This is a genomic window from Neisseria sp. P0007.S010, from assembly GCF_051962875.1.
Taxonomy (GTDB): domain Bacteria; phylum Pseudomonadota; class Gammaproteobacteria; order Burkholderiales; family Neisseriaceae; genus Neisseria; species Neisseria subflava_A.
This window is the reverse complement of the sequence record NZ_JBQCUX010000016.1, coordinates 1-3,405: the sequence shown is the minus strand read 5'-3', so window position 1 is coordinate 3,405 and position 3,405 is coordinate 1. Positions and strand designations below refer to the sequence as shown.

Annotated in this window: 5 protein-coding genes and 1 pseudogene; 3 read left to right on the top strand and 3 right to left on the bottom strand. The window is 48.7% G+C overall.

The genetic code is table 11. The features are described 5' to 3' along the window. Positions 1-186: pseudogene (locus ACTHR7_RS10045) on the bottom strand (transferrin-binding protein-like solute binding protein); the annotation flags it as partial. A 212-nt stretch (positions 187-398) separates the two neighbouring features. Beyond that, positions 399-1,022 carry a biliverdin-producing heme oxygenase gene (locus ACTHR7_RS10040; protein WP_019270851.1) on the bottom strand — a complete coding sequence of 208 codons (624 nt, stop codon included), beginning with the start codon at positions 1,020-1,022 and terminating at the stop codon, positions 399-401. A gap of 452 nt (positions 1,023-1,474) precedes the next feature. On the opposite strand from ACTHR7_RS10040, the gene ACTHR7_RS10035 reads away from it, so the two are divergent. The 3 genes from ACTHR7_RS10035 to ACTHR7_RS10025 are packed head-to-tail and all read left to right on the top strand — an operon-like array spanning position 1,475 to position 2,948. Next, entirely contained in the window at positions 1,475-2,011 is a 537-nt protein-coding gene (locus tag ACTHR7_RS10035) for a gamma carbonic anhydrase family protein (RefSeq protein WP_285071552.1), read from the top strand. 39 nt (positions 2,012-2,050) lie between these two features. After that, complete coding sequence (locus tag ACTHR7_RS10030; RefSeq protein WP_440370752.1) at positions 2,051-2,650, top strand: Maf family protein; 600 nt, start codon at positions 2,051-2,053, stop codon at positions 2,648-2,650. 25 nt (positions 2,651-2,675) lie between these two features. Next, positions 2,676-2,948: a hypothetical protein gene (locus tag ACTHR7_RS10025; RefSeq protein ID WP_107867634.1), complete on the top strand. Its 273-nt coding sequence runs from the start codon at positions 2,676-2,678 to the stop codon at positions 2,946-2,948. 64 nt (positions 2,949-3,012) lie between these two features. Here ACTHR7_RS10025 and ACTHR7_RS10020 read toward each other — a convergent pair. Then, the coding region (locus ACTHR7_RS10020) for a transposase (RefSeq protein ID WP_440370751.1) at positions 3,013-3,405 on the bottom strand (393 nt) is incomplete at its 5' end.

Genomic DNA, 3,405 nt, shown 5'->3' with positions numbered 1-3,405 from the left:
TTCAGCTTTCTTAGCGTCTTCTGTTTGTTTTGAATCACCTCCTCCGCCCGAGCCGGAATTATTGCCCGGCTGTTGCGGGATCGGTGCAGGCTGTGCAGACGGCGTACCACCACCGCTTGAACCGCATGCACTCAATGCGATGCTGCAGGCAATCGCCAACATACTTAATTTAAATGATTCCTTCATGGTAAAACTCCTGAATTTGATAATGGTATTTTGGAATGATGGTGATAAAATATTTGATAATTATTTACATCAAACCAATTAAAAAATACCGCAGATGCGGATAACCAAACAATACAACACTTACACCAGCATGAAGGTCGTCTGAAAACAGAATTTATGAATCCGCGTATACAGATGTGTTTCAGACAACCTCTACTTATATCGTCAAACCATTAATGACGGTGCGGAACAAAGCCTTCCGGAGCTTCCGCACCTGCCGGCAGGTCAAATGTTTCGCGCAGAACGACTTTGTAGAACGCAAATGCATCTTTTGCACCTTGAATCGCTTCGGCTTCAGCTTCAGGGCTTAAACCCAAAGCATTCAGATGCTCGACAAAAGCACGCCAATGTTTGCCGCGGCCGTTCGGATGGGGAGCGAGGTGGCGCGCGCCGTGTTCGCCGGTGTAATCCAGCTTTTGCGCGTGTTTAAATAAAAATGCTGCGCCCAAATTGGAACCTTCGGCGCAATACAGCCAACCGATAGCTTTATTGCCGGTTTCATGCGGCAGCGGTTTGCCGTATTCGTAAGGTTTGTCGCCCAAATCCGCCAAGTCTTGCGTTACCGCATCGTAACGCGCCATGTATTCCAGCTCGGGAATGGCTTTGTTCAACTCGGGGTCTTTATAGATATGATCAACCGCTTTGTGGAACACGGATTGCAGTTTCAAAAATTTGATGTAGTTCTCTTTGTTGGTAAACGGCTCGACAGACATAACCAAGTTGTCCACGCTATCGTGAATAGTTGTAGTCTGCTCTTTCAGCCGTTTGGCAAAAGTCAGCTCTTGTGTTTCGCTCATGTGAATATCCTTCATACAGTTTCAGACGACCTTCCGACCGCCTTTATTTAAACAAGGTGGATTGGATAGATTTGAAAACGGACACGGGATGGAAGCCAAGGTTTGTGGGATTGGAAACCCACCAAACCTGGTTGAAAACAAACCATCGGGTTTCGTTATTTTATGAAATATTTTTTAAAAATATATATCATTCCAATTCAAATGGCAAGAGAATGGTTTGCAGCTACTTGCAACTACAAGATAATAACGGACAATTTTCTACCTTCGACAAACAAGAGAGGTAGGCTTAACGGAAAATAATTCCTTAACCATAAAAAATATTGTTTACAAAGACATGACAACATCTCGGCAGACACCGTCCTTGCCTCACCTGCGTCAAAACGGCATACTTTCGCCATACCGAGCCGCAGGTCGTCTGAAACCTGCCACACTGTCAAAAAGGAAGAAACAACATGAACCCTATCCGCCCCTTCTTAGACCATACTCCGCAAATTCACGAATCCTGCCTCATCGACGAAACCTCCGTCATCATCGGCGAAGTATCGCTTGCCGAAGACGTATCCGTTTGGCCGTATGCCGTTCTGCGCGGCGACGTGAACAGCATCAGCATCGGCGCGCGCAGCAATGTACAGGACGGCAGTGTCTTGCACGTTTCGCACAAAAACGCGGAAAAGCCTGAAGGCTCACCCCTTATCATCGGCGAAGACGTAACCGTCGGACACAAAGTCATGCTGCACGGCTGCCGCATCGGCGATCGTGTGTTGATCGGAATGGGTACAATTATTCTGGACGATACCGTCATCGAAGACGACGTAATGATAGGCGCAGGCAGCTTGGTGCCGCCACGCAAACGTTTGGAAAGCGGCTATCTCTATGTCGGTTCGCCCGTCAAACAAGTCCGCCCGCTGACCGAAAAAGAAAAAGAATTTTTGAAATATTCTTCCGCGCATTATGTGCGGCTGGCAGGCCAACACAAGCAGTCAAAATAATTTTCAGGCGACCTTATATCCCTTAAAAAAGAAAGTTTTATGCACACACTCTACCTAGCCTCCGGCAGCCCGCGCCGCCGCGAAATTTTGGAAAACCTAGGATTCAAAGTTATCCGTATCCCTGCCGACATCGACGAAACGCCGCATTCCGACGAAAAAGCCGCCGATTATGTGCAACGTATGGCGCAGGAAAAAAATGCCACCGCTGTCGAGCAATGGTTTGCCGCACACGACGCGTCGCCCGAATATCCGATTCTGACTGCCGACACTACGGTCGCCTATCAAAACCACATCCTCGGCAAACCGGAAACCGAAGCCCAAGCAGCCGAAATGCTCGCCCGGCTTTCAGGGCAGACGCATCAGGTGCTGACTGCCGTATGCGTATATTGGCAAGGGAAAATGCACGGCGTTTTGCAAACCAGCGATGTACGTTTCAAAACCTTGTCTGCCGAAGAAATATCCGCCTATATCCGAAGTGGCGAACCGATGGACAAAGCCGGCGCGTATGGCATTCAGGGTTTGGGCGGCGTGTTTGTCGAGCATTTGCAAGGCAGCTTTACAGGCGTGATGGGCCTGCCCGTTTACGAAACGGTCGGCTTGTTGGAACAATTCGGATTGAGTATTCCCCCATTTGCCTGATTTTAAATACCTTCAAACAAACATTATGAAAACATACGTCTTCCCCTTTTTATCCGCAGTATTCCTTCTCGCTGGCTGCACCACTTTTTCAGACGACGGTACACCCGCCATCCGCAAAGGCAACGACAGCATCCTCTCTTTCGGGAAGCTTGGCTCCGCTATAGAAGATGCGCCTGCAGGCGGCTGGGTCATGCTCGGCGATCAATACACCTATGAGACCTTTGCAAAAAAGTCCTTCCCCCGACAGCCGAAATCTAAACAAAGATTTTCGGCTGTTTTTGTTTCAAAGATCCACTGATTCTACTCAAATACCCCCATAATCCCCCTTGGATACCTGATTAATCAGGTATCCGGGCCGCCTTTTAGGCGGCAGCAGGCACACTTAGCCTGTTGGCGGCTTTCAATAGGTTCAAACACATCACCTTCAGATGGCTTTGTGCACTCACTTTGAGCAGCACAAAATAGCTTGACCGCGCATAGCGGAATTTACGGTGCAACGTACCGAAGCTTTGTTCGACCACATAACGGGTCTTCAACAAATATCGGTTACGTTTGGTTTGCACTTCCGACAGCGGACGGTTGCGGTGGGCTTTGCGCATAATGCCGTCCTGCAGCCGATGCTCTTCCAGATGTTGCCGGTTTTCCTTACTGACGTAGCCTTTATCGGCATAGACGGTCATACCTTCCAGCAAAGGCAACAGATGGTTGCACTCATGGGTATTGGCAGGGGTAATGTGCAGTTTCTCGATATAGCC

Bases quoted from the DNA above. Each gene is read 5' to 3' on its own strand.
- ACTHR7_RS10035 (WP_285071552.1), top strand. From the start codon at position 1,475: ATGAACCCTATCCGCCCCTTCTTAGACCATACTCCGCAAATTCACGAA.
- ACTHR7_RS10030 (WP_440370752.1), top strand. From the start codon at position 2,051: ATGCACACACTCTACCTAGCCTCCGGCAGCCCGCGCCGCCGCGAAATT.
- ACTHR7_RS10025 (WP_107867634.1), top strand. From the start codon at position 2,676: ATGAAAACATACGTCTTCCCCTTTTTATCCGCAGTATTCCTTCTCGCT.
- ACTHR7_RS10040 (WP_019270851.1), bottom strand. From the start codon at position 1,022: ATGAGCGAAACACAAGAGCTGACTTTTGCCAAACGGCTGAAAGAGCAG.